Origin of the sequence: Cyclobacterium sp., from assembly GCF_014762705.1 — a bacterium.
Lineage (GTDB): Bacteria > Bacteroidota > Bacteroidia > Cytophagales > Cyclobacteriaceae > Cyclobacterium.
On sequence record NZ_JABURL010000094.1, the window covers coordinates 1 to 23642 of the forward strand.

At 42.9% G+C, this 23642-nt stretch carries 18 protein-coding genes and 1 pseudogene; 5 read left to right on the forward strand and 14 right to left on the reverse strand.

All coding sequences use genetic code 11. The features are described 5' to 3' along the window. Positions 1-965, reverse strand: a 965-nt coding sequence (locus HUJ21_RS17830; protein ID WP_291371919.1) for an endonuclease/exonuclease/phosphatase family protein, incomplete at its 3' end; no start/stop codon positions are given. A gap of 145 nt (positions 966-1110) precedes the next feature. Beyond that, complete coding sequence (locus HUJ21_RS17835; RefSeq protein ID WP_291371920.1) at positions 1111-2388, reverse strand: DUF445 domain-containing protein; 1278 nt, start codon at positions 2386-2388, stop codon at positions 1111-1113. Positions 2389-2776: 388 nt separating this feature from the next. Here HUJ21_RS17835 and HUJ21_RS17840 point away from each other — a divergent pair, with 388 nt between their 5' ends. Then, positions 2777-4132, forward strand: a complete 1356-nt coding sequence (locus tag HUJ21_RS17840; protein WP_366483711.1) for an ATP-binding protein — start codon at positions 2777-2779, stop codon at positions 4130-4132. Positions 4133-4134: 2 nt separating this feature from the next. On the opposite strand, the gene HUJ21_RS17845 is transcribed toward HUJ21_RS17840, so the two are convergent. From HUJ21_RS17845 to HUJ21_RS17895, 12 genes and pseudogenes are all read right to left on the reverse strand, one after another. Next, positions 4135-4872 carry an NYN domain-containing protein gene (locus HUJ21_RS17845; protein WP_291371922.1) on the reverse strand — a complete coding sequence of 246 codons (738 nt, stop codon included), beginning with the start codon at positions 4870-4872 and terminating at the stop codon, positions 4135-4137. A gap of 67 nt (positions 4873-4939) precedes the next feature. Then, complete coding sequence (locus HUJ21_RS17850) at positions 4940-5800, reverse strand: universal stress protein (RefSeq protein WP_291371923.1); 861 nt, start codon at positions 5798-5800, stop codon at positions 4940-4942. After that, entirely contained in the window at positions 5797-7398 is a 1602-nt protein-coding gene (locus HUJ21_RS17855) for a BCCT family transporter (RefSeq protein WP_291371924.1), read from the reverse strand. The genes HUJ21_RS17850 and HUJ21_RS17855 overlap by 4 nt, the downstream gene beginning before the upstream one ends. Before the next feature lie 12 nt (positions 7399-7410). Continuing rightward, positions 7411-8739: a hypothetical protein gene (locus HUJ21_RS17860; protein ID WP_291371925.1), complete on the reverse strand. Its 1329-nt coding sequence runs from the start codon at positions 8737-8739 to the stop codon at positions 7411-7413. Positions 8740-9247: 508 nt separating this feature from the next. Then, a complete protein-coding gene (locus tag HUJ21_RS17865; RefSeq protein ID WP_291371926.1) occupies positions 9248-10090 on the reverse strand; it encodes an alpha/beta hydrolase in 843 nt (280 codons plus the stop codon). A 284-nt stretch (positions 10091-10374) separates the two neighbouring features. Then, positions 10375-11445 carry a putative zinc-binding metallopeptidase gene (locus HUJ21_RS17870; protein WP_291371927.1) on the reverse strand — a complete coding sequence of 357 codons (1071 nt, stop codon included), beginning with the start codon at positions 11443-11445 and terminating at the stop codon, positions 10375-10377. 336 nt (positions 11446-11781) lie between these two features. Next, positions 11782-12339 carry a Uma2 family endonuclease gene (locus tag HUJ21_RS17875; protein ID WP_291371928.1) on the reverse strand — a complete coding sequence of 186 codons (558 nt, stop codon included), beginning with the start codon at positions 12337-12339 and terminating at the stop codon, positions 11782-11784. A gap of 204 nt (positions 12340-12543) precedes the next feature. Further along, positions 12544-13398 (reverse strand): sugar phosphate isomerase/epimerase, encoded by an 855-nt coding sequence (locus tag HUJ21_RS17880; RefSeq protein ID WP_291371929.1) that lies wholly within the window; start codon positions 13396-13398, stop codon positions 12544-12546. A 249-nt stretch (positions 13399-13647) separates the two neighbouring features. Continuing rightward, positions 13648-14259, reverse strand: a complete 612-nt coding sequence (locus tag HUJ21_RS17885; protein ID WP_291371930.1) for a Uma2 family endonuclease — start codon at positions 14257-14259, stop codon at positions 13648-13650. Positions 14260-14454: 195 nt separating this feature from the next. Further along, positions 14455-14631: pseudogene (locus HUJ21_RS25110) on the reverse strand (RNA polymerase sigma-70 factor); the annotation flags it as partial. Between the two features lie 21 nt (positions 14632-14652). Then, positions 14653-15645: a sugar phosphate isomerase/epimerase family protein gene (locus HUJ21_RS17890; protein WP_291371931.1), complete on the reverse strand. Its 993-nt coding sequence runs from the start codon at positions 15643-15645 to the stop codon at positions 14653-14655. A gap of 11 nt (positions 15646-15656) precedes the next feature. Further along, positions 15657-17066 (reverse strand): Gfo/Idh/MocA family oxidoreductase, encoded by a 1410-nt coding sequence (locus HUJ21_RS17895; RefSeq protein WP_291371932.1) that lies wholly within the window; start codon positions 17064-17066, stop codon positions 15657-15659. A gap of 202 nt (positions 17067-17268) precedes the next feature. Between HUJ21_RS17895 and HUJ21_RS17900 the strand changes: the two genes are divergently transcribed. From HUJ21_RS17900 to araD1, 4 genes are all read left to right on the forward strand, one after another. Further along, positions 17269-17844, forward strand: a complete 576-nt coding sequence (locus HUJ21_RS17900) for an RNA polymerase sigma factor (protein ID WP_291371933.1) — start codon at positions 17269-17271, stop codon at positions 17842-17844. Continuing rightward, on the forward strand, positions 17831-19129 hold the full coding sequence (locus HUJ21_RS17905) for a hypothetical protein (RefSeq protein ID WP_291371934.1): 1299 nt from the start codon (positions 17831-17833) through the stop codon (positions 19127-19129). Before HUJ21_RS17900 ends, HUJ21_RS17905 begins: the two co-directional genes overlap by 14 nt. Before the next feature lie 119 nt (positions 19130-19248). Beyond that, positions 19249-22182: a PVC-type heme-binding CxxCH protein gene (locus tag HUJ21_RS17910; protein ID WP_291371935.1), complete on the forward strand. Its 2934-nt coding sequence runs from the start codon at positions 19249-19251 to the stop codon at positions 22180-22182. Positions 22183-22244: 62 nt separating this feature from the next. Continuing rightward, positions 22245-23207, forward strand: a complete 963-nt coding sequence (gene araD1, locus HUJ21_RS17915; RefSeq protein ID WP_291371936.1) for an AraD1 family protein — start codon at positions 22245-22247, stop codon at positions 23205-23207. Positions 23208-23642: the final 435 nt, after the last annotated feature.

Below are 23642 nucleotides of genomic sequence, written 5' to 3' on the forward strand. Positions count from 1 at the left end.
GAAAACTGCGCCAAAAATGACAAATGATCCGAAATTCTCCAGGACATTAGAAAGGGTGATAAGGCCCTGGTCTTCAACAAGTGGGGGCCAAAATCAAAAACACCACCCGCTACGTATTTTATGGAGAGTTGGGGGATATGAAAGTGATTTTCAAACCAGGCAATTTGAGAATAAAATTTGGTTTGGTTATCGATTAGTGTTCTTCGGATATGCCAAAGATCTTCAGGGACCGTAATACCTGTAGAAACAAAAGCCTCATAGCGTGGATCCCCCATTCTATCAATATTGAAATCGCCCAGCAAAATTAAACTCTGGTCAAAGGACTGCATATTGCTGGCCCAGTCCTTCATCCATTCCGCAATGGCCTTCAATTCATTTTCTCTATCCGAGATTACTTTTCCATACAAAACATGCATGCTTACCAATACAAAAGTCTTGTCTTCCACTTTAAAACCAACGGCATAGGGTGTCCTGGCAAACTGCCTTGAAAAAGCCCCTTCTTTAATGCCTTTTATTTTTTCATTGGGAACCACCAATTCGCAGGCAAGTCCGGAAAGTTTTACCTTTCTGGTATCAAACAGAAAACCCAGTCTTTCGTCATTGCCTTTATTGCCACCTGAAACATCTGTTAAAATAAAGCTCCAGTGATTTCCCAAAACTTTCAGCATGTGCCGGAAAGCCTTTATGTTCCCCTTAATTTCCTGTATGGCAACAATATCAAATCTTGCAATGATCTGGGCAATGGCCAGCAATGAATGCAGGTCCCTTTTGGGAGAATCCGCCGGTTCTGCCTCCCATTTTTCTGTTAAATCTCCAAAAGTACGGATGTTCCAGGTAGCGATCAGGATGTTATGGTCTAGCTTTTTAAATGGCAGCTCCAGGTCCAGAACCTGATTCAGGGCAGCGATTTCCTCCAGCACTGGTGCAGGTGGCTCTTCTAAAATTTTAATGGTTTTATGACTCATTCCGAATGAAGGTGAAGGGTTTATAAAACAGTAACTCAGGATAAAAATAAGCTTTTAAGCCTTTATTAAAAAATAAGCCTGATTTTGTCCTGTTTATAAATTTAAAAATTGGTCTTTTTCCCATTTTTCGAAAAAAATAAGAATGCTAAAGCAAGAGCCACCTGACAGTGGCAATCAATATACCGACCATACCGCCTACAACCGCCCCGTTTAAGCGGATATATTGCAGGTCATTTCCCACTTTTTCTTTAATCTGCAGCATGATGCCTTTATCATCCAGCTTACCCAGACTGCTTCTCACCATATTTCCCAGTTCATGATGGTACTGATTGACCAACTGGGTTACGCTGGCCCTGATCCACTGATCCAATTGGCTTCTGCTGTCACTGTCAGCTCTCAGATCTTCCAGGAACCGAATCAGTTGGTTTTGAATAAACTGCATCAAAGGGGTATCAATGGTCACCAGTTGATCGGCAACATTTCCTTTCATTTGCAGCAAAACTTCCCGAATTATATCTTTGGTTCTGTCATTCAGTACCCAATTTTGCTTTAATTTTTCTATATATGCCAGGGTTTTTTCCTCTCCATTCTCCAGATTGTCAGCAAATTCCAATAGGTATTGGTCCAATTTCAGCCGCAAAGGATGGTTGGGATCATCCTTGGTCTCCTCAATCAGTGCCAGCGCCAAATCAAGAATCCGGTCGGTTAGCAAGTCCGGATCTATCCCTCCTGTTCTTCGACCAATCCATACAGCCGATTTTTTGACCCAATCCCTGTTAGCGTAAGCCGCCAATGCCTCCTTTAGTTTATTCAGCACAAGCATTCTGGTCTCCGGCTCCTGAATAGAAAGTGAAAACTGATTTAGTGCCATACTCATCAATTCATGGTGTTTCCTACCCGTAATGGCTTCCCGAAGCCACCTTCCAAGAGGCTTGGCCAGGTCAATATGCTGAAGCTTGTCCTTTAGAAATTTTTGTAGGAGAACAGGCAACTTAGGATGGTCCATTTCACCTGCAAAGCGGAGAAAAATTTGCCTGATAAAATCCAGTAGTTTGTCCACATTTTCTTTTGTTTCCAGGGACTGCAAAAGGGTTGTGGAAATCTGCATATTGGCTAACTTTTCCTGAAGTACCTCTGGAGAAAGCCATTTGGTGGTCACCAGCTCAACGATACCTTCTGTCAACTTTGCCCGGTTTTTTACAATAATATTTGTATGCTTCCGTACATAGGGAATGGGAATTTCATAAAAAAGGGCACTTACGGCAAACCAGTCAGCCAGCCCACCTATGGTGCCTGCTTCAAATCCGGTGGTCAGTATCCGCCAAAATGGCCCCTCCAACCATTTTAGGTGAAGCGCTGTTTCCAGGGAAACAAAACCAATAATGGCCAGCAATAGGGAGTAAATTCCGACTTTACTTTTCAAAGGATAATTTTTTTTACAAGGTACAAAAATGAAACAAAAACCAGGCTTTATTTGCGGCCAGAAAGGGTCAGTGATCCTTAGCGACCAATGGCTTTTAACTGTCTCCTATTGAGAATACCCTTAAATCTTAATCCAATAGCTAATTCAGCAAACGAATTTGCGGTGAAACTTATACCCACATTGTGAATGATGGCCAAACATCATGCCCTTCCTGCCGGTTAAAAATAATTCCAATAAGAAATGGCCGAGATGGTAAAGAGAAGCAACTATAATTGATTAAATTTACATCATGATATGTAGCGTTTATGGATACATTTTTTCGACTGAATATAGCCTCAGCCGTTTTTAATGCAAGAAAGAGCGCTTTGGATAAAAGCCCAAATTTGCCATGTTGGAAAAGTATCGACTATATATATTAAAAACCTGTCTAACCCCTCACCAACCATCAGGGACTTTAAGCTATTGGAGAGATTATTTGTTCGTTTCAGCACTCATTTTTGTTATTCCATTGTGCACCATAGCCCTTATTCCGGGTCTTTACCTATCCTACCTATCAAACCTTTGGGGACTACTGATTTTTGACTGTATGGCCTTCCTTGGTTTTATTGGAATAGCGGGTATTCCTGGAATACCTTTGTCTATCAGGAAGTGGATTTTTATAGCAATTACCTATATGGCTGGGTTCTTCCTGATCTATTTTTTAGGAAATTTTGGCCCTGGCTTATTATACCTGCTTTCGGTTTCGGTTTTCATGCTCCTGGTACTACCGGAAAAATATGCCTTCGTTAGTTTTATTTTGAATTTATTGACCTGCATTTTTTTTGGATGGCTGATCTATCGGGAGGATTTACAGCAATCTTACTTTTCCTCTACTGTAGACATCCAATCCTGGGTTGCCATCTCTTCAAACCTGGTTTTTTTAAGTGCGATGTTTTCCATATTGATTCCAATGTTATTTAAAGGGCTTCGTCAAAGCCTTGAAGAACAATCACAGCTGGAAACAGCACTTAAACGACAAAAGGAAAAGTTGAAGCAATCCCTGACTGATCTTGAAACCAAAAATAATGAGCTGGAACATTTTACCTACGTGGCTTCTCACGATTTGCAGGAACCCTTGCGCATGGTGACAGGTTTTCTGCAATTATTGGAAAAAAAATATGGGCATCTGTTGGACGCTAAAGGTAAAACCTATATCAATTTTGCTGTGGATGGTGCCCAGCGCATGCGACAACTTATTTTAGATTTATTGGCCTATTCACGGGTAAAAAAAATAGACGGGAAAGCCGAACCTGTGGATTTCAATCAACTTCTTGAGGAAATAAAATTGACCTTCCGCCCGGAAATAAAACGGCTAAAAGCAGAAATCACATCTGATACACTTCCCATTGTTCATGGCCATTCCAGCTTTTATTTTCTACTGCTTCAAAATCTCATTGGCAATGCATTGAAATATTCCAAAGCCAACATTCCTCCCAAAATTCACATTTACCTGGAAGAAAGAGAAAATGAATGGCTATTCCAGGTAGAGGACAATGGAATAGGAATAGACCCGGCTTATTTTGAAAAAATTTTCGTTCTATTCCAAAGGTTACATCAGCGAAAAGAATTCGAAGGTACTGGCATGGGGCTGGCGATCGTTAAAAAAATAATCACCAGCCTTGGAGGTGAGATATGGGTCAAATCCAGTCCGGGAGAAGGAGCCGTGTTTTTGTTTACCCTGCCCAAATTGGTTCAGGCAGCATAAGCTCAGCTTTTGTTCCTTACGTAAATCAACTTGTATTTACCTTTTTGGTTTTCCCGCTGCTCTATTTCAAATTTATTGATGGAATTGATCAGCGGTGTTAATTTTTGAAAACCGTAATTCCTTGAATCGAAATTGGGCTGCTTTTTTTGCAGGAGGTTACCAACATCTCCCATAAATGCCCAACCGTCATCATCAGCCAAATCCGATATGGTGGAGGCAATCAAACGGATTAGCTTGGGATTGACTTTATCAACCTGCGGTTGTTTGGTGGATTTTTCTTTGCTTCCTGCAGATTCATCGGAGGCCTGTTGGAGGATTTCCAAATAGATGAATTTATCACAAGCCACAATAAAAGGATCAGGGGTCTTTTTTTCACCCATCCCAATTACCATCAAACCTGCTTCACGCAGCCTTGTTGCCAGTTTGGTAAAATCACTGTCACTGGAAACCAAACAAAAACCATTTACTTTTTCCGAATAAAGGATATCCATCGCATCAATGATCATGGCGGAGTCGGTGGCATTTTTCCCGGAGGTATAGCCATATTGCTGAATAGGGTTGATGGCATTTTCCAACAGTACATTTTTCCACTTTCCCAATTGGGGCTTGGTCCAGTCACCATAAATTCTCTTAATGGTAGGATTGCCATATTTGGCCACCTCTTCCATCATTTCCTTTATTTGGTTGGAAGGAACATTGTCCGCATCAATCAGAACAGCTATTTTAATATCGGCTTGCATAGGTTATTTTAAAAGTGATAAATCTTCGACTGTGCGAAATTACGATTCTTTTCTGCAAACCTTGGTATTATTTGACAATCAAAACCGGAAGGTGCTTGTCTGAAGCGATCAAACGTTCTGCCACAGAGCCTATCAGCAGGGTATCGTCGTCTGTTTTTCCTTTCTTCCCCAGTACAATCAGATCCGCTCCTTTTCGGATGGCAAAATCATAAATACTCCTGCTTACAGGTATATCCTCTCCCTTGATAATTTCCAGATCCTCCGTCAATCCAATTTTCTTCTTGAGTTTTGCATAATTTGAAACGGCTTTCTTTTCCAGTGCTTCCTTAAATTCGGAGGGTTTGCGAATATAAGGGAAATATTGCATACCTACTTTTAAAACATGTACGGGCAAAACTTCTGCCCCCGTATGCCCGGACAATATTTTAACCATCTTCGCCAGGCTTTCGGAATAATCCGAAAAATCAATGGGCAAAACAATTTTTTGAATAGAAGCTTTTGAAGTTTCCGGAATAAAAAGCGTATTGGAGGAAGTTAGCCGAACCACTTTACTGCTAAATATACCCGTTCCACCATGTACCGATTTCTTCCCCAATAATACCAAATCGAATTTCTGTGCATCCACCCATTCAACCAAACTATCCAGTTGCCCACCGGAATAGATTTTTACATTTATGCTACTTTTCCTTTCTTTGAAGACAGCTTCTACTTTGTCCAGGGCCTCCTCTTCCAGGATTTCATCCAGAGATTTATCCAAATATGGCAACATGTCGCCTATTTCTTTGGAAACTTCTTCCAGAGCCACAAAATGAATCAGTGTCAGCTGCTCAAAATCAAACTTTTCGTCCAATTGCTGTATGTATCGTAATAATAAATCATCCAGATCGGACAGGTCGATAAACAACCCTATTTTTTTAAGTTTATTCATGATTTATCTTGTTTTTCCAGTTTTTTCATAATTACATCCGATAATCTTTTTTCGTAAGATTTGCGGTCCAGGTCTTTATCAAATTGACTCAGCCGTGCGTATTCCTGCTGCAAACCTTTTTGAAGGGAATAGCACATGATGACCAAAATCACCAAAAAAGGTAAACCTGTGGTAATGGCTGCCGTCTGTAGGGCCGTCAATCCCCCACCTATGAGCAAAACTGCTGCCACAGTTCCTTCTGTGGTTGCCCAGAATATCCGTTGCCCCACAGGAGCATCCAGCTTGCCTCCTGCAGTAATACTGTCTATCACCAAAGAACCCGAATCAGAGGAGGTAACAAAAAAACTGGTTACCAATAAAATCCCGATAATGGAACCTATACCGCTAAATGGAAATTTTTCAAGAAACACAAACAAAGCAATGGAAACATCATCCGTAATCGATTCTGCTAAAACATGGTTGCCACTAAGCAAGCCTTCTTGCATGTCAATAAAGATGGCCGAACCTCCCAGGGCCGTAAGCCATAGAAATGTCAATAAAGTGGGCACCAGCAGTACCCCAAAAATAAACTCCTGAATGGTACGACCCCGGGAAACCCTGGCAATAAACATTCCTACAAAGGGAGACCAGGAAATCCACCAGGCCCAATAGAAAACCGTCCAGTCGCCTTGCCATCCATTATCCCGGTAAGCCTCCGTCCAGGTAGAAACTTCAATAATACTGGTGAGGTAATTTCCCATGTTTTGAACAAAACTTCGGAAAATAAATAGTGTAGGCCCTACGATCAGCACAAAAATCAATAATATGGCTGCAATCCTTACATTCCATTGACTTAAAAATTTCACCCCTTTATCAATTCCAGAAACGACGGATATGGTGGCTATCAAGGTGATGCCAGCTATTAACAATACCTGAACCATTACAGTGTTGGGAATGCCAAAAAGGTAAAACAAGCCTCCACTGACTTGTTGAACCCCCAAACCCAAAGAGGTGGCCAAACCAAACAGCGTGGCCAGGACTGCCAATACATCTATGACATTCCCCATCCAGCCATTCATCCTTTCTCCCAACAAGGGGTAGAAAACAGATCTAATGGTAAGGGGTAATTTTCGGTTATAAGCAAAGAAAGCCAGTGCCAGGCCAACCACTGCATAAATGGCCCATGCATGAAAACCCCAGTGTAAAAACGTAAGGTTCATGGCCCTTTTGGCCGCTTCCAGGGTGTGCGCCTCACCATATGGTGGGACTGCATAATGATAAACAGGTTCGGCTACCCCCCAAAACAACAATCCAATGCCCATACCGGCACTGAAAAGCATGGCAAACCAGGCTCCGGTAGTAAATTCGGGTTGGGCTTCCTTACCTCCCAGGCGAATAGCACCATACTTGCTGAATCCAAGGTAAAAACAGAAAATGATAAAGGTGTTGACTGCTATAATAAACAGCCATCCGGTTTTATCTGTAATGAAGGTTTTTATGTCAGTAAAAACCAAAGCCATGGGTTCTCCAACCCATAATGTAACCGTAATAAAGAGAATGATTAAGGCCACCGAAGGCCAAAATACAGGTGCATGGATATCAAAGTATTTATTTTTCATCAAACATCATTTTTAGAAATAATAACCAATATTTATATTTAATCTTGTGTTCCATCCGGGATCTTGGGCGGTGGGGTTAAGGGCTGAAACAGGTTGCCTGTAATCCATTCCCCTACCGGTCCCCAATGCATTTCCACCGAAAGCATTGGTCAGCCAGGGGTGGTTGTACCCCATTGCCACATCAAAGTAAGCATATACCTGACCGGCTGAGAGCAGGGCTCCAAAGACATTTTGTTGCGATTTCTTATATTCTTGAACCGGGCCCACAGGTCCGGAAGTAAATTTTTGCATCAAGGTATAATCGTTATACAATTGGATGTGGCTAACGGGACCCCATTCCAGCGGAATATCATAGGCCAGGCCAAGGACATAAAGTGCAGCACTGTTGGCCACATCATAGGTTCCAAAACCATAAGCTCCCATTTGGACCACATCCAAAACTTCACCCGCATCATTTCTTACATCATTGTAGGTATAATAGATGGCTTCGGCTTTTACATTCCACGGACCCCAATTTCCATCATGATGTATAGCAGCCGACCAATGAGATCCTGAATGGGTACTTTGTATGTTGTACAATTCATGCCATTGAAATGAAAAACCTGTTTCATGACCTGACCAATTTTTAGCTGCCCTGAGATTTACCTGATGGCGCTCAATATTGGAATTGCCCGGAACAGGTACCACATCATAGGAATACCTGGCAGTGGAAAATGCCCCGAAGGTAGCTTCATTGGTTCCCCTGGGTTCGGACAATACGAAATAAGCACCGTCTAACCGCCAACTATCTGTCTCATGCGATAAGTGAAAACCCATTTGGTGATCATCTTCAAGCCCCAGGTAATAAGGCAACTGAAACCACCAGCTGTGGGAAGCGTAGGGCAATAGGCCAAAAGGAACCTGCGTAATGCCCATTTTCAGATTGGTGTTTTCGGTAAAGCGGTAGCCAAGCCAACCGTATTTCAGGAAATGGGTGTTGAAAGTGGGATAAAAGCGGTATTCAAAGGAAAGTTGAATCCCTTCACTGTAGGCATCTACATTGACTCTCCAGGTATCCCATGTCCATTCGTTCCTAAGAAAAGTTCCCAGAGGAAAGGTCTGGCCTTCATAATGAGTATACAGGTTATTTAACCGAAATGCCCCTCCAATTTTAAGCCAGGTAGTATCCCGGTTTATTGCCAGTTGGGGCTGATGAAGAAGTTCAAGTGTGCTTTTTTCATTCCCGTAATCATGACCCAGGTATAAGGGAATGTTTTTTCCTTTTCTATTCAAAGAATCTTCACCTCCAAGCGTATTTAATGCATTAATAAAGAATAAAAAAATGAATAAACAATATCTCATGCGTTGGCTTTTGGTTCCTTTCAAATTTTAAATTATAAAAATTTAAAGGGAATAAAAACTTTTGAGACCATTCATTTATCTCAAAATCAATATTAACCATCATTTTAACCACCCATCATTTTAAGTTGAATAAAAAATTTACAAGCAAAATTCTTTTTGTGTTTTTCTTAAATAAAATGAATCCTTTAATTTATGGGATGTACAACCTATCCCTGTAAAAATCATTCGGGAGAAATCCCAATTGCAAAATTTATTCGATTTTGGTTACGATTCAATGAGGTGCTGATAAGAATTTCGAAAAATAATATCGAGCCTGCTTGATGCAGACAGGCTTGAAAAGACTATCATACTGTGAGATGCTCTAATAACCCTCCTCCCACAGATAGCCATCGGGGAGAGGGGGAGTTATGGGAACTTCTTCTGCGAGTCGCGACTGGCTATCCCGATAAATCGGGACAAGTTTTGGCCGTTTAAACAATGATAACCAGGTAAAAAGGATATTATTTCCTTAAAAGTTTTTTTCAATAAATGCCTTTAGTTTTAAAGAGGAGTCCAACAGGTTAAGCCCAATCCAACCATGGCCTTCATTGGGATAAAAATGAAATTCATGGGTTACCTGCAGTTCTTGCAGCCGTTCTTTGAGGGAAATTCCCTGACTATTTGGGATAAGGGGATCCTTCCCCCCATAAAAAAGGATGGTTGGGGGAGCTTTGTCCTGCAGCTGAAACAGGGGACTTGCCGCCCGGAGCATTTCTTCATCCGCACCAAACACATCCAGCATTTCTTTGAGTTCTGAGTTTTGGGTATTCAGATAGGCTTCGTCCAGCAGGTTTGTAGGGCCCACAATGCTGCAAACCATTTGCACTTGCTCCTTTACATCTCGGGTATAACTCCATAGAAGGGCCAAATGCCCTCCTGCACTAGCTCCTACAAAGCCTACCTTTTCTCCAATCTGGTAATCGTCCCGGTTACTTTCCAAATGGCTTATCACCGAAGTAATATCCTCCAGCTGCATGGGGTAAGGCGAATGGTTTTGATCCGCCAACCTGTAGTTCATATTCACCACAGCATAACCTGGCAATTGATCCCGCAAAAAGTCCTTGAAAGGATTCATATCGGATTTATTTCCTTCCATCCATCCTCCACCATGGAGTAACAGGATGGTGGGGGTATTTTCATTTCTATTTGCAGGCAAATAAATGTCATACACCTGCCGCTCATGTTCACCATAAGCCACATTAGAAATGGATTTAAATTCAAGGTTTATTTGTTGCTGTGGTCCATCTTCCTGTGGGATACATGAGGCCAAAATCAAATTGAACCAAAGAAAAAAATATTTGAGATGCTTCATTCCCTGTTATAATTTTATTGAACAAAAATTAAATAATCCGGGAATTTAAAAATTATATTTTATCATTTTAAGAAAAATAAAAGATAAATTTTTATATGCATCATTTTACCTCTGATGTCAGCGAAAAAGCTTTTGATGCTAAAGATTTTCAAAAGGATTTATAATCCTACTTTCGGAAACATACCACCCCTTTTTCAAAGAAAGAACCTATCCGGCTTGGATTTCTTATAAAATTAAAACCAAATTCACGGGACTATTGATAATGACCCTAAAAAAAGCAATTATCAGGGTGACCTAAAACCCGGAGACCAGGCCTGAATGACCTGGTGGACAAATGCCAATTTTAGTTTTACCTCTGGATTGATCACAAAGGGATAGCTATCCTGTAGCCCCATACTTCGGTTCAAACTATTTAATGCCAGAGAAAGTGGAATCCATTGATCAATTATTTGTTCAAAATCCGTACAGCAGTAAGCGTCTTTGGTAATTGAACTGGACATTATAGGCACATCCTTAGGAAGTCTGGGAGCTAAAGTCAATCCAAATGAGTAGGCTGTCTCCAAAGTATCTACTATATGGAGGTAGTGAGCCCAGGTTTCTGCCCAATCTTCCCATGGATGAGAACTTGCATAGGCGGAAATATAATTTTCCTGCCAACCATTTGAACCAGATCTTTGATAATGGTTTTCAAGGGCTTGTTGATAAGAGGTCCTTTCATCTCCAAACAAACCCCTGAAATCAGACAAATTATCCGATCCTGCAATCAAAATATCCCAAAAATAATGACCAATTTCATGTCGGAAATGACCTAAAACCGTGCGGTAAACTTCATCCATTTGTTTTTTGGCCATTGCTCTTTCCACATCATCTGCCTCTGCAATATTCATGGTGATGATGCCAGAGGCATGGCCTGTCATTACCGGTTCATATTCTCCTGCAGCCTTAAATTCAAATCCCAGACCTCTCACAGGGTTCAGTTCCTTTGAACTAAAGGGCAGATTCCACCGCAAAATTGCATACAACAACCTGTGTTTGGCATTTTCTATGGTCTGCCATCTTTTTTTGTAGGCTGGGTTTGAAAGATCCGGAATGATCTGGTTGAGAACACAAGCCTTGCAATAGCGGTCAGTGGAAGCCATAGGGATCAACCAATTGCAACCTTCATGTTGTCGATTCAGGCAATAACGAAAAGGATTACCTGCTGAATCAATCAACGAAGCATCGCTTCCCTGTTCGAAAAGGGCCATCAAATCCAATTTTTCGGGATCAAATCCCAACAGCGTACTGCAATGGCTGCATTTTGTGTTCTCAAAATAAGCGGGCTGAAGGCAATGCTTGCATTGGAAAAGTTTCATGGTTCTAGTTTGATATAACACAAGCAATTTTTGAACCACAAATATTATATTTTTAAAAGGATGCGCAGCAAATAAATTGAGTTCTTCCGAAATCCTTAAGCCATTACGTATAGAGAAGGCAGTACCTCCAACCAGATAAAAACTTTCAATTCAGAAATAGCCTGAAGCACATCAGGCTAAAAAACGCCCCCAATTAATCAATCGGGCCTGGCATCATCCCCCCGATTTGAAAAATCCACCTCCTCAAAGAAATATTCGAATACCCGTTTTTGATTCAAGTAAAGTTCTACATGATTGTGGGACTCCTCAGTCATGGTTAGGAACTCAATTGTTTCTTTAGCTCAAAATTAGCAGCTCTTTTACGGCGAATTTTCTACCCATTACGCTGAGCTCATCACCGGGTCGAAAAACCCGTGTTTCTGTATAGGCATCACCTTGGGGTTTCGAAAAATATTCAATTTGATTCGTATCCAGATCAATTATCCACAATTCCGGAATACCATGTGTAGCGTAAAGCGGAGCTTTTACTTCCCAGTCAAACCTGATGGAAGAACCGGCAACCTCAATGAGTACAAATACATCGGCAGGTCCGGGATGTGCCGATGTATAATAATCCGACCTAAATTTTAGTAGGGAAATATCCGGCTCAGGCTCATTGTCATAATCTATTCTAATTGGATTTTGAACTCTAACAGTAGCTTCTCCATCCATAAGCTTATTCATTACCTTTGCGCAATAATCAACTATTGCTGCATGCCTGCTTCCTATTGGGCTCATTTTAAATATCTCACCGTTTATAAGTTCTACACGGTCTTCAGGCTTTAGAATCCCTACTTCGGCCATTTTATAATATTCATCCACATTGATCAAACGTTTCACTACTTCAGTTGCCATGATATTCAACAATTTACCTTACTAAAGTTAGCCAATTAATCGGCTAATAACAACAGTCTAAATTCCCAGTCAGGAAATTCTGCACATAAACAAGCTCCCATCCATCACGAAATCGGATTGGGGATCATGGTCCGGTTTGCATGACTGACCGGAATAATATAGATTTTTATTGTATAAAGAATTTTTGCAGACTTTTTGCCTTTTTTAATACGTTAAACCCTGCAAAAATTCAATGGACCTGGGCACCTGCTTGTAATAAACCGGACTCTCGTCCTCTATGTAATAATGTTCAATACCCGCTTCCTTTGCCGCTTTCAGGATAGCTGGAAGATCCAGTTGGCCTGTGCCCAATACTACGTCGTTTTCCTTGGGAGTACCGCCGGACATGTTTCCTTCGACTCCTTTTTTAAGGTCTTTCAGGTGCATTAACCTAAACCTATCAGGATATTTATTGATCAATGCGGCAGGATCCTCTCCGGGGAAAAAGGTCCAGAGGATATCTATTTCATAGCTTACATATTCCGGATTGGTCTCCTCCATCATGTAATCGAAGAGAGTTCCGTTTTCATGGGGATAAAATTCGTACCCATGGTTGTGGTAACAAAAGGTGAGGTTATGCTCCTCCTTTAGGATTTTTCCTGCCTTATTAAAATCGGCAATGGCTTTCTTGGCATCTGCAAGGTCAAAAGGGGCCTCATGAGGAATCCAGGCCACCCTTACAAATTTTGCGCCCAGGGTTTTGGCATTTGCTGCCACTTCCTGGGTTTTATTGACCAAATCAGGATAACCCACGCCAAAGGAAGAGCAAAACATACCCCTTTCATCGAGCAGTTTTCGTATTTCTGCTGCCGTGGTCCCAAACAGGTTGGAGAATTCCATGTCCTTGATGCCCATGGCCTGCAGGGTATCCAGGGTGGCGGCCACGTCTTTGGAGAAGCTATCCCGGTAAGTATAGGAAACCATACCGGGCATTTCTTCGAAAATGGGCCGGTTGCCCTGAGCGAGGAGGCTATCCATGCTTATAAGCAGGAAAATTACAAAGGGGATTAATTTTTTCATTTTTTTAGGTCAATTTGGTTTAGGCTATCTGGACTACAATTTAGTTGATTTATTCAAATATGGCCAAAAAAATTAAAAACTGATTCGTATTAATCGCTAAGCCAAAAATTTGTTCAGGAAAAATCGGGGCCTTACTGATTTAAAATTTACCATCCTATCGAATTAAATTTCGAATGATTCGTTGAGATACTTTGGAGGATAGATTCCGAACCGCTTTCCAACAAGTCATTTTTTGCGGTATTCATTACATTAGTCCAAATCCTTAAAAACATATTCCAAATCCAACTGGAATCCGGAAATGCTTTTGGACGCAATAACATCCCCCGATGTAAAAAGTCTCGATGGGACATATTTCCCTTCCACCAGGGTGTAGGTCATAACGGTCTGCTCGTCCGGGTGAATGATCCAATACTCGCCCACACCGCTTTCTTCATAGACTTCATATTTGTTTTTCAGCTCCTTTTTATTGCTGCCTGGCGAAAGAATCTCAATAATCAAATCCGGAGCACCTATACATCCCAACTGATCCAGTTTGCTTTTGTCACATATCACGCAGATATCCGGCTGGACAACTGTATCAATGTCCTCATTCCTTTTGGATTTTACAGGCAACCGTACATCGAAGGGTGCTTCATAGACCTCGCAGTGTCGTTCCTCCAGAAAATTAAAAATTTTAGCGAAAACTTTACCAGAAATTTTCTGGTGGATTCTCCTGGGTGCAGCCGCTGCCTGCCGAAACACCTTGCCTTTGATCAACTCCACCATTTCATCCATCTGCCATTCAAGGTAATCGGAATAGGAATACCTTCCGTATTCGGTAAAAGGCTCGTTAACCTTGTTTCCGGCTTTTTTCTGCTTCATTATACTAATATAATGGAATTGGATATAATTACCCAAGAGGCAGTGTATTGCCGCTAATTGTCCTAAGTAAAAAATACTATTCTTACAATAATAGAAAATATAAAAAATCCATTTTTCAGGATCATTTTGATCCATCAGGAGGTAATCTTGTAAATCATCAACAAGTACTTTTCCGGAATCCCGCTTTTTATTGGTTTTTAAATAAATCAGGCACTCGTGTTTCACCATTTTAAGAAGGTAGCCTTCCAAATTCTGAATAGCCATCAGGGATTCTTTCTTGCGCAGTAATTTGAGAAAAACCTGGCCTACCACTTCTTCCGCCTGATCAAACCTGAGGACAAAAAGCAGGGCCAGCCTGATCAACCGTGTATGGTAATGATCAAAAAATTTAAATCATTCAAACTGCTTTACATAATCCAGAAATTTTTTGGCGGTGGCATCCAGGTTTTCAATCGTGCCACCACCTTCCAGCACTTCGCACATTTCATAGACCAGGTAGCCCTGGTAGCCGATTTCTTTCAGGGCTCCGATAAAATTCTCATAATCAATAATCCCCTCCCCCATGGCCGTAGCCCGCATAACAGGTTTATCGGATTGATAGTTGGTAAGCGCATGTACGTACTGGTACCTGGGTAGCGGCCTATAATCTGCCAAAATGGTATTTGCCAGGAAAGGCTTCATCTTCAATACGGAATTTCTGATTTCCTCCTTGCTCAGTCCTTCCAAAGTGGGAGACCAGGCATCCCAGCCCGACATGACGTTGGGCATGTTAATTTCTTTCAAAAGCCAGTGCATGGCATCATGGTGAATGGCGATATCATGGTGATTTTGGACCACCAAGGTCACCCCATACTTCTGTGCCTCTTTGGCGGCAAGGGTGATTCCTTCCACTACCATGGCATACTGTTTATCATAGGGAATACCCGGCCTTTCATAGCCAGTAAAGATGCGGATCATTTTTGTACCCAGATCACCGGCCAGTTCCGCCAGTTGCCCGATATAGGCTGCCTGTATCTCGCTATGGGGTATTCCGGGCTTGTCCATGCCTGCGGTAAAATCCGAATATCCTGCAAGTCCTACCAGAGTTAAATCCAGCTCCGCTATCCTACTTTTTAGTTGTGTGCGCGCTTCTTTATCGTAATCCAAAATAGAAAGATGTGGGGCTTTTGCCATGAGCATTACACCATCATATCCCAATTCACTGGCTTTGACTAAAAATTCATCCACTGAAAGTACGGCTTGTCCGCGCCACAGGCCGGAATAGCCAATGGAATGCAGGCAGGTTTTCACTTTAAAATCAGCCGAATCGCCCGTAGGTAAAGCCTGTGTAAACGCCTTGCCGACAGTAAGCAAGAAAATTATACCGATGAATACGTAATTTTTCATAGTGGGTAAAATTAAAGTTTTGCAGGAAAGGAAAATGGTTCTCTGTATATCTTGGACAGGTAAGTATCAGCTTCTGCATCGTTGGCAAATTGCTCCCTATCTCCCAGAAATCTCAATTCACGCTTCACCCGGTAGGAAATATTCGCCAGTAGTGGCAATGCGGAGGAATAAAACCCTTCCTGCATGGTGCACTGAAGCTGGTTTTGGTCTCCGGACCGGATGGCCTCCAGGAAGTTGGAAAACAAGCTGGCTTCCTGGGCTGAATCACCTACTTCAGAGCCCGCAAAAGGTTCGGTCTCCCGTTGGCGAAACGCCCTCCAGGTGTTGCCTGAAATTTCCAACCATCCATTCGAGCCATAAAATAGGTTGCCCACTTCCTTGCCATCGCTTCCTTCATAGTTGGTATATCTTCCCCTGGCTTCATATTCCAGCAAGGTGCCATCGGCATAGGTAAAGGATGCCGTTTGGATATTTGGCGTTTCCTGCATGGATCGATCATGCCCATAGGTCTCCACATCCCCATAGACCATGGTCCCCGGAGTACAGTTGTTTGGCCTGCAATCATCCTCGTTGAAACCATAAATTCCTCCTCTGGAATAAACCCTTTCCGGATGTTCGTACTTTTGAAGTCCCCAGCGGGCGATGTCTAATTGGTGGGTACCAGTATTGCCAGAATCCCCATTGCCCGTATCCCAGTACCAGTGCCAGTTGTAATGACTCCGCTTCTCATTATAGGGTCGGTAAGGAGCCGGACCCAACCATTGGTCGTAGTGGAAAGCTGGCGGTGGATCACTGTCTTTTGCCGTACCGTATGAGTTGCGCAGCTTGTAGGTAAGAGCGCGGGCCATGTACACCTTTCCTATTTCGCCTTCATGAAGAAATTGGATGGCATCCCTAACATTTGTATACGCGCGATTGGTCAATCCAACCTGTACCGTCAATCCACTCTTTTGAGCTGCCTCCACCATTTTCCTGCCTTCCCAAATCGTATGTGAGGCCGGTTTTTCCACATAAACATGTTTCCCTGCCTGACAAGCCCAAACCGTGGCCAGGGCATGCCAGTGATTGGGTGTAGCCATGGAAACGGCATCGATTTCTTTGTTTTCCAGCACTTTCCGTATATCCCATTCCAGCTCAGGTTTGATACCCGTTTTATCAAATACTATTTTCGATTTGGCATCAAAAAGTGCTTCATCGGTGTCGCAAAGCACTTTTAAAGCCACATTATGACTGTCCTTCAGCCTGCAATAATTATTGATGTGGACGGTCCCCTGGTTCCGGATGCCAATTTGGGCGAGGTGGATACGATCATTAGAACCTATAATAGAGGCATAACTTTTGGCACTGAATCCCAAACCACCAACCACAATTCCTGCTGAGCTTATGGTGGTTTTTTTTAAAAATTCCCTGCGTTTTGTCATGATAAAATAAATTTAGCGGTGTATGATCAGGATATTAAACATTTATTTTAAATATTTAAAATGAAAACAAATTTTTTTGGGTTCCTTGTATCTCTTAAGGGCCTTAATTCTTACCTAAATACAGAAAAGTTACTATTGTAAGCAAAAATATTTTTATCCTGCAAACAACCCCCCTTGTCATTATTTACGTGATGTAAACAATATGAACCTGCATGAATCCCCGGAACTGAAAAAAATTATTGAGCAATGCTGCAAAGGCAAAACGAAGGCGCAATACGAGCTATTTAAATCTACCTATCCCTATGCCATGAGTATCTGCGCTCGCTTTTCATCCGGTCCCGAGGAAGCCAAAGAAATTCTCAACGACGGGTTCCTGAAAGTTTTTACGCAGATCAAGCGGTATTCACCAGATCTATCGTTTGCCGGCTGGTTAAGAAGAATCCTAATCAATACCGCCATAGATCATTATCGGAAAAATAAAAAATACAATAACCAACATGTGGAAATCGGGCAGGATGTAGACAGGCCGGATGCTGAAAGGACCTTATCCCATTTGCATGCTGAAGATATCCTTAAGTTGGTGCAATGTCTCCCTCCGGGCTACCGGATGGTTTTCACCTTACATGTCGTGGAAGCTTTCAGCCACAAAGAAATAGCCGAAAAACTTGGGATTTCAATGGGCACTTCTAAATCAAATCTCTCCAAGGCAAGGCTGAAACTTCAGCAGGCACTGAATAATATTTCTACTTCAACGCAACAGGTATATGGAAAAGGATAAAATGGATCGCCTGATCAAGGAAAAACTGGAAGATTACCATCCTGAATTTTCGGAAGCTGCCTGGACGGATTTTTTGCCACATCTGAAGAAAATTCCCTGGTGGAGAACCTGGTGGGCGGTTGTCCCTGTTTCAGGGTTATTTTTATTGGGAACTTTTATATACTTCCAATACCCCGGACCCGAAACACAACAAACCTCTTCCATTCAGATAGAAGAAAAAGCCCCAAATATTAATTCACTATCGGAGGGAACTGACAAATCGAATCAACCCTTCCCTAATTACAATGAATCTGAGGGCTATAAAATCGAAAAGAATCAGGATTTATCAGAAGATTTAAACGAAGAAATTAAAGAAGAAAACCACGGGAACCCAACCGGAATAAAGGGCAATGCTGGAAAAAGAAAGAAAATAGCATTCCTAAAAAAATATTCAGAGGATAAAAAGAAGGCTTCTGCAGTAAATAATGTTAGATCAAAGCGACACTATTACAGTTACCGTCAGAAAAACCCTCAAAGCTATTTTAGCCTGGATACCCTGTCTCAGCAGGAACTGCTCCGTCACTTGCTGACAATTGAGGACAGCACCTCAAGCATTCCCTCTGCCACCGTGAAGGGGACTGGAGCCGTGTATAAAATTAAAGAGCCTTTACATTGGGATCTAACCGTAAGTCCGGTTGTAAGTTGGCTTTATCCTGTAGATGGTTTCAGCACCACGCGCCTACCCTATTCGGAAGAATTATTTTCCTGGCGTTTTCCCGGATTGAATATGGCCTTGATAATCAACCAAAAGTGGTCTGTTTCTGCAGGGGTGTTGGGTGGCAATACCGACAATTATATTTCAATTGGTGAAGGCTATCCTATTGAAAACCTGACGCATTTCCCCGATTGGTCAGAGGTAACCTATCCAGTAGGCCATATCTGGATCGAATCTAAGCAACTACTCTTTCCATTTTCCATCAAATACCATCAAAAAATCATTGGTGATTTTGGTATGAACCTTAAAATTGGTCTACTGGCACATCATATTGGAGATCAAAAATTTGCTTACAATAAACCTATATTTGCCTCGTCTTTAGGCCTTTCTACTTCAGTTTCTCAAAACACATGGCAACTGTCTTACCTGGAGGGGGGCTTGGGTTTTACCTATGATTTGAGTAAGCGGTTTTCCACCTATTTAGAAGGTGAATATTGGAAAGGCATTCAACCCATTGGCGGTGAACAACACAAATACCATCTTATGGGCGTTTCAATTGGGGTTAATTATCATTTGTTTCCGAAAGAATAAAAATGGGTGCACAAATATCCAATGCTTTCTTTTAATAGCATTTTTTTTTACTTTTAGCCTTAACTGTAAAATAACTATGGCCATATCGCCATGATACAATCCATTTAATTTTGCCCAAAATGCCATATAATTTATTCAAGTCAAGACCTGCCAGCTTTAGCATGGTCATCTTTTGCATGACTATCCTGGTCATCTCATTATTCACCCTCAGTTGTAAAAAAGAAGTTCAGGAGGAGCCTTTTTCATTGGGTGAAAAATATTATGATGACAGTACCGGGCTGTATTTACCTGAGGATTTAGAAGCCACCTTATGGGCGGAATCCCCCCAGTTTTTCAATCCCACGAATATGGATGTGGATGCAAAAGGGCGGATTTGGGTGACAGAGGCACTCAATTACCGCTTGTTCCGGAATGATCCTGAAAAGTTTAAAAACCATGAATCGGGAGATCGGGTAATGATACTGGAAGACAAAGATGGAGACGGGGTGGCCGAAACTTCTAAGGTTTTCGTGCAAGACGAGGATTTAACCGCCCCATTGGGAATTTCTGTAATAGGCAACAAGGTCATTGTTTCCAGCGGGCCTTCCATTATCATTTATACCGATGAAAACGGCGATGACAAACCCGATAACAAAGAAGTGTTTTTAACCGGTTTTGGGGGCCTGGACCATGACCATGGATTACATGCCGTGGTGGCCGGACCCGATGGGAAATATTACTTCAATGCCGGCAATGCAGGACCACACATTGTCACCGATAAAAGCAGCTGGACGCTGCGATCAGGAAGTTTATACAATGGGGGTTCGCCGCATATGAAAGATAACGAACCGGGCATGGTCAGCGATGATGGCAAAATGTGGGTAGGTGGTATTGCCTTAAGGGTTAATCCCGACGGCACCGGTATGAAAGTGCTGGGCCATAACTTCCGGAATTCTTACGAATTGGCCCTGGACTCCTATGGCAATATGTGGCAAAATGACAACGATGATGATGGCAACAAGGGCGTTCGCGTTTCCTGGCTGATGGAAGGCGGCAATATGGGCTATTTCAATACCGATGGATCCAGGAAATGGCAGGCCGACCGGCGTCCCGGTCAAGCTACTGTAACCGCCCACTGGCACCAGGACGATCCCGGGGTAATTCCGCTCGGGGACAGCACAGGTGCCGGTTCTCCTACAGGTGTAACTTTCTACGAGAGTGATTTGATGGGGGAAAAATACCGGGGCACCTTACTGGCAGGGGAAGCAGGCAGAAATGTAATTTTGGCTTACAAACCCGAAACCAAGGGTGCCGGATTTGTTTTAAAGCGACACAACCTGATCACCTCCCTTAGGGAAGAAGAGGTGGAAGAAGCCAAAAGTCGGGCCACGGATGAAGATAAATCCAAATGGTTCCGTCCCAGCGATGTGCTGGTAGGAACGGATGGAGCCATCTATGTGGCCGATTGGTATGACGGTATGGTTGGAGGCCATAGGATGATTGACAGTACGGGCTATGGCCGCATATACCGCATCACGCCTAAGGGTAAAAACCTCCCAAAACCTGAAATCGACCTCTCCACTACAAGCGGACAAATAGTTGCTTTATTGAACCCGGCTGTCAATGTTCGGAATGCGGGCTTTGCCTTGCTGGCAGCACAAGGCAGCCAGGCCATTGAGGAGGTCAGGGCTGTTTTGGAAGATGACAACCCTTACCACCAGGCCAGGGCCATCTGGCTCTTGGCTCAAATGGGCGATGAAGGGGTTTTGGAAGTAGAAAAACAACTGGAAGCCGGAAATCCGGATCTGCGCTTGACTGCTTTCAGGGCTTTGCGTCAGGTTAAATCAGATATCTTACCCTATGCAGGGGAATTAAGTGCAGATCCCTCGCCTAAGGTCAGACGTGAGGTAGCAGTGGCCCTGAGGGATATGCCTCTGGAAGCGGTAGAAGAAACCTTGATTCAGTTGGCTTCCCAACACGAAGGTACAGACCGCTATTATGTAGAAGCCCTGGGATTGGCTATGGACGGAAAAGAAGCAGAAATTTATCCTGCCCTGGAACAGGAACTTGGATCTGATCCCATTAATTGGCAACCTGGATATGCGGATTTGATGTGGCGCCTGCATCCCAGCCAGGCCATCCCCGGATTGAAAGAAAGGGCCATGACAAATCAACTAACCGCTGCCCAGAAACAAAAAGCGGTTACCGCCCTGGGTTTTATCAATGAACAGGAAGCGGTAAATGCCATGCAGGAAATTGCGGCATCAGAAATTGCCGGTGTAAAGGACCAGGCTTTGTGGTGGCTGAGGTACAGGAGAAACAATGACTGGAACGGTTTTGATATGGAAATTCCGGAATTGAAAGCAAACCTCAGTCCTGAAATCCAGAAGGAGATGCTGGCTTTGAAATCCACTATTGAAAGTAGCAACGCCGCAACAGCCGAAAAAATTCAGGCAGCCAAAGCCATGGCCAGGGATAAAACCGGAGGACTGATGCTCCTTGGACTGGCAGAAAAAGAAGCATTATCCCCTGAATTGAAAGCAGCCGTCAGCGAGGTGATTTTCGACAACCCGGAACAGGCCATTCAGGTGCTGGCAGGAGATTATTTTGACCATCCATCCCCTGAAACAGCTTACTCCCTTGCCAACATCACGGCATTGGACAGTGACCCCGTAAAAGGAAAACAAATATACCAGGGCAAATGTGCCACCTGCCACCAAATAGGGAATGAAGGCAGGAATATCGGACCAAACCTGAGCATGATTGGGGCCAAGCTGGATCAGGAAGGCTTATTGGATGCGATCACCAATCCAAGTGCCGGGGTAGCCTTTGGTTATGAAATGTGGCTTATCACTTTAAAAGATGGGACGGTGGCTGCAGGCTTCCTGCAGGCGGATGGGCCGATAGTCGTACTGGAAGGAATGCAAAATGAGGCTTATAACATTTCCTCAGAAGACATTGCATCCCGGAAAAGGTTCAATACCAGCATCATGCCTGATCCCGCACAACTGGACATGAATGAAGCAGATTTGGCTCATCTTACGGCTTATTTGAGCGGATTACGTTCAGAGTAGGATTCAGACCCAATTTTTAATATTGGATCATGATTACGCCTCTATCAACTTAAATCAATCCCATGAGAATTGTACAATTTAAAAATAAGGATTCTGCTTCTCAGGTAGGGATGGTAGAAAGAGACTATCTCCGTATAGTAAAAGGAATATCCAGTACCTATGCCCTGACCCAAAAAGTATTTGAGACAGGAAAATCCATTTCAGATCTGGTAGAAGAACATTTGGGAAGGGAAACCCAAGCCTATGAACCGCTTATTGCGAATAATCAAATCCAATTGCCCCTTTCACATCCGGACCCTTACCGGTCGTGGATTACGGGAACAGGCCTGACCCATCTGGGATCGGCTGCTTCCCGGGACAAAATGCACCAAAAACTTGAAAGCAGTAAGCCCGACGAACTGACAGATTCCATGAAGATGTTTCAGATGGGATTGGAAGGTGGAAAAATGCATGGGCATGATCCTGGAGTTCAGCCCGAGTGGTTTTACAAAGGCAATGGACTTTGTGTGGTACCTTCGGGACATACCCTGGTTTCCCCTCCCTTTGCCCTTGATGGAGGAGAGGAACCCGAACTGGCTGGACTGTATGTTATCGACCCGCATGGCAAGCCGTTTCGGGTTGGTTTTACCCTGGGCAATGAATTTTCGGACCATAAAATGGAAAAAATCAATTACCTCTACCTGGCCCATTCCAAACTCAGGCCCAGTGCATATGGGCCGGAACTGCTTGTCAGCGATCTACCGGATCACTTACAGGGGCTGAGTTCCATCAAAAGAGGCGATAAAGTAGTTTGGCAAAAAGAATTTCTTACCGGCAATGCCAATATGAGTCATAATATCGCCAACCTGGAACACCACCATTTCAAATATGAGCTTTTCAGACAGCCTGGCGATGTACATGTGCATTATTTTGGTACTGCAGTAGCCAGTTTTGCGGATGGCATAGAAGTGCAGGATGGAGACCGGTTTGAAATATCCATTCCGGAAATGGGAAAACCATTGATCAACCCTTTAAAGCAGTTGTAGCTCTATCTTAGCATCCGACCCTTTACTTCAGATCATTTCTTGTTAAGGTATTACAAACAAGTCCCATAGAAGAATTGGATGTGCCAATTTAAGGCAGCACCTGAGGTAAAGACCGAATAGGCGTAATAAGATAAGGGAGCTGGCTGGATCTGGTACTTTACGGGGAAAAAGCAATAAAAACAAGTACCTGCAAAGCCAAAAACATAGGTTCTGCCGCATGGTTTTGAATTGGAGTCCTGTCTTTATTTTTGAGCTTTTCTAGCAATTGCCAGGTACCTATTGAGTCTTAGCTTACCTCAGGATCAGAGATCCCGGATTATTGGGTTAAGTTTGTCCAAGATACAAATTAAACCCACGACCTGAAACTAAATGGCAAATGGGACGAACATCTGTTTCACATTGGGTCATTGCCCTGTCAATTTATTTTCGTAGAAG

What these genes read in the sequence shown, in the direction of transcription:
- HUJ21_RS17840 (WP_366483711.1), top strand. Translation starts at nt 2,777, where the DNA reads ATGTTGGAAAAGTATCGACTATATATATTAAAAACCTGTCTAACCCCT.
- HUJ21_RS17845 (WP_291371922.1), bottom strand. Translation starts at nt 4,872, where the DNA reads ATGCAAGCCGATATTAAAATAGCTGTTCTGATTGATGCGGACAATGTT.
- HUJ21_RS17850 (WP_291371923.1), bottom strand. Translation starts at nt 5,800, where the DNA reads ATGAATAAACTTAAAAAAATAGGGTTGTTTATCGACCTGTCCGATCTG.
- HUJ21_RS17855 (WP_291371924.1), bottom strand. Translation starts at nt 7,398, where the DNA reads ATGAAAAATAAATACTTTGATATCCATGCACCTGTATTTTGGCCTTCG.
- HUJ21_RS17860 (WP_291371925.1), bottom strand. Translation starts at nt 8,739, where the DNA reads ATGAGATATTGTTTATTCATTTTTTTATTCTTTATTAATGCATTAAAT.
- HUJ21_RS17865 (WP_291371926.1), bottom strand. Translation starts at nt 10,090, where the DNA reads ATGAAGCATCTCAAATATTTTTTTCTTTGGTTCAATTTGATTTTGGCC.
- HUJ21_RS17870 (WP_291371927.1), bottom strand. Translation starts at nt 11,445, where the DNA reads ATGAAACTTTTCCAATGCAAGCATTGCCTTCAGCCCGCTTATTTTGAG.
- HUJ21_RS17875 (WP_291371928.1), bottom strand. Translation starts at nt 12,339, where the DNA reads ATGGCAACTGAAGTAGTGAAACGTTTGATCAATGTGGATGAATATTAT.
- HUJ21_RS17880 (WP_291371929.1), bottom strand. Translation starts at nt 13,398, where the DNA reads ATGAAAAAATTAATCCCCTTTGTAATTTTCCTGCTTATAAGCATGGAT.
- HUJ21_RS17885 (WP_291371930.1), bottom strand. Translation starts at nt 14,259, where the DNA reads ATGAAGCAGAAAAAAGCCGGAAACAAGGTTAACGAGCCTTTTACCGAA.
- HUJ21_RS17890 (WP_291371931.1), bottom strand. Translation starts at nt 15,645, where the DNA reads ATGAAAAATTACGTATTCATCGGTATAATTTTCTTGCTTACTGTCGGC.
- HUJ21_RS17895 (WP_291371932.1), bottom strand. Translation starts at nt 17,066, where the DNA reads ATGACAAAACGCAGGGAATTTTTAAAAAAAACCACCATAAGCTCAGCA.
- HUJ21_RS17900 (WP_291371933.1), top strand. Translation starts at nt 17,269, where the DNA reads ATGAACCTGCATGAATCCCCGGAACTGAAAAAAATTATTGAGCAATGC.
- HUJ21_RS17905 (WP_291371934.1), top strand. Translation starts at nt 17,831, where the DNA reads ATGGAAAAGGATAAAATGGATCGCCTGATCAAGGAAAAACTGGAAGAT.
- HUJ21_RS17910 (WP_291371935.1), top strand. Translation starts at nt 19,249, where the DNA reads ATGCCATATAATTTATTCAAGTCAAGACCTGCCAGCTTTAGCATGGTC.
- araD1 (WP_291371936.1), top strand. Translation starts at nt 22,245, where the DNA reads ATGAGAATTGTACAATTTAAAAATAAGGATTCTGCTTCTCAGGTAGGG.